A 3,019-nucleotide genomic window follows, 5' to 3' on the forward strand; every position below is an offset into this window, starting at 1 on the left:
TCTTCGTCGCCACCATTCGTGCCGTCTTCTCCTACTACGTTATCGTCAGGATCCTCAATACCGTCAGGGTTGTTTGGATCGGCTGGATCGGAATCGTCATCGTCCTGTGGGTTACCGTTCTCATCAGTCGCATCACCGAGTTCGGCGATGTTGCGCAGGCTGGTGCCTGCGGCTACTGGTGCAGTTACCACCAACTGAATCTGGAAGGTATCCGATGTATTCGGAGCAAGACCACCAACTGGCAGATCACCGTCAGCGACTGTGAATACATCAGTTGCAGTCATGGTAGCTCCGTCGTAGGCGAAGTTGCCAAAGCTTGTATTAAGCGTCATTCCTGCAGGGATGAAGTCAACGATTTCAATATTGTCAGCAGGAATATCACCTTGGTTGATTACGATCAGGTCGTAAGTAACCGTGTCGCCAGGATTTACCATGCTACTTTGGCCATCAGCTAATTGCTTCTGCAGTGCGAGGTCAAAGTTATCAAGGAAGACTTCCTCGAAATCGCTTTCGTCTTCATCCTGACCTGGCAAAGTACCATTCTGGGTAATGTCATCATTATCAACATCTTCAACTTCATCAGGTGTGTTACCATCTGTGTACTCAGAGTCGATATCAATAGTTTCATTATCCATATTATCCTCTGCATCCATAATCTCCGCGATGTTTCGCAGGTCCATGGTTCCTACTAGTTGAGGATTATTAACTGTCAAGAGGATTTGTACCGTATCAGCAGTTTGAGGAGCGAGGCCTCCAGCAGGAAGTTCCATCCCTGCTATTGAAAGCGTATACATTGCACCTGCGCTCGTCGCCGTCCAACCTTCATTAAAGCCGGTACCCGTTTCGAAAGTATATCCGTTAGGGATGAAATCAACAACGACAATTGAGTCTGCTGCTATTTCACCCTGGTTAGTGACAATGATATCGAAGGCTACGGTATCGCCAGGAGATACGATTGAAGTTTGACCTTCACTTAATTTCTTAATGAGGGCTAGATCGAACGTGCGGACGATTACTGACTCTTCATCAGACTCATCCTCGTCTCCCGGGTTAACGGGGTCTTCACCATTTTCATCAATTACATCATTGTCGCCTTCATCAATGTCGTCAGGCCCTTCAGGGTCTGTGTAATCAGAATCAACATCAGTCTGCGCTACATCGGCAGTATCAGTTGACATAGTAATGTTAGCCACATTATCCAGTTGAAGACCACCGGGAAGCGGTGCATCAACAGAGAGGAAAATAGATACCGGATCAGAAGCTGCTCCAGGAGCCAAGCCGCCAACAGGGAGCTGACCGCCAACTTCAGTGAGTGTAATGGTTGCTCCGTCAGCAGAAGCTACCCAATCGGTATTATCTGCGATATCAAATGAGAGACCGGCAGGAACAGCATCCTCGAGTACGATATTATCAGCGTAGATGTTACCCTGGTTGAAGACCTGGATATCGAATGAGATAAGATCACCTGGGTTCACTTCTCTTGATTGTCCAGGGCTGAGCGTTTTGATCAGCGCGAGGTCAAAGCGAGGAGTGGTGAAGCCAAAGTCGAGGGTCATATCGCCGTTACTGTCAAATGGGGTGTCTTGTAATCCACCTTGTCCATCTTCTTCAGCTCCGGTTGGTTCATCACCAATTGACAGGTTGAAAGTAGTTGAAGTAACTACCGTTCCTGGGCCGGCATTTTGGATACCGTTATCATCGCCGTCAGTTTCATCATCATCTTCACTGGTTGTTCCAGAAGAAAGTGAGGTAACTTCAAGAGGACCACCTGCATCAAACTGATCTACATTTATAGCAAGTGAGTAGTCTCCGGGCTGAAGTCCGCCGAAGTAGTAATCACCATTAGAATCTGTGGTATCTGTCGCAACAACCACTCCATTCACATCCAGGAGTGTAACAACTACGCCAGGAATTCCTGTCTCGCCGTTATCTTGGAAGCCATTGTTGTTCGGATCATTATATACCGTTGATCCAACGCTGACACCAGCAAATAAGCCGATATCAAGGGTCATATTACCAGATAGGTCACTTGGCGTTCCATTAACACCATCTTGAGTATTACCCTGTTCAGTTTCTATATCATCAGCGGGCTCTGGTCCATCTCCAAGGGTGACTACGCCAGTGAAGATCGTAGTACCAGCTCCGTTAGGTTGAACACCATTATCATCGCCATCTATCTGAGTTCCTTCCGGATCATCCGCATCAAGATCTTCGTCGGAAGAAAGAGGGAGGTCCGTTGTAGGCGTTACGCCAATGTAGTAATCACCCGCTGGCAGATCGCCAAAGAAGTAATCACCGTTGACGTCAGTTTCAGTCGTATTGACAACCATATCTCCGGGACTAGGTCCAGGTGTCCCATCATTATCCAGGTAGAGTGTAACGGTAACCATTGGCTCACCTATTTCACCATTATCCTGAACCGCGTTATTGTTAGTGTCGGCAAAGACCGTTGAACCAATGCTGAAGTTGGGAACGACACCGAAGTCGATGGTCATGTTACCATTGTCATCAACGATGTTATTAGCAGGATCATCAGTATCCTGATCATCACCTAACGTACCATCCATTTCCGTTTCTGGCGTATCGCCAGCCGTCAACATGATCACTTGGGAAGAGATGGAACCGTCAGGTTGCATTGTACCGTTCTGGAGGTCAGCATTTGTCGTTGTTCCATCAACTGGCGTTGAAGCGACTGCGTTTTCGACACCGTTTGGCAGTACTATCTGATAGTTTCCATCGGGCAGATTCGGGAAGAAATAACTTCCATCGCCATTAGTTACAGCAGTACCAACAAGTGTCTCTGGCGTGCCGTCATCGTCTGCATCGAAATAGAGTTCTACCGTTACGCCAGCAACACCAGTTTCCATGTCTGCAGGATCCTGCATACCATCATTATTATAGTCGCGGAAGACCGTAGATCCAAGGCTGTTCGTCGGCACGAAGCCGAAGTCAACCGTCATGTTGCCACTGCCGTCGTCTAGTGGAGAAGTATCGTCCTGCGCACCGCCGGGGAAGCTTT

The 3,019-nt window shown here is 48.0% G+C and carries 1 protein-coding gene; it reads right to left on the reverse strand.

Annotation, left to right across the window (positions count from 1 at the left end):
- Positions 1–3,019: SdrD B-like domain-containing protein (locus tag B036_RS0125640; protein ID WP_026232353.1), on the reverse strand; the 3,019-nt coding region annotated here is incomplete at both ends.

Origin of the sequence: Neolewinella persica DSM 23188 (genome assembly GCF_000373105.1) — a bacterium.
Classification (GTDB): domain Bacteria; phylum Bacteroidota; class Bacteroidia; order Chitinophagales; family Saprospiraceae; genus Neolewinella; species Neolewinella persica.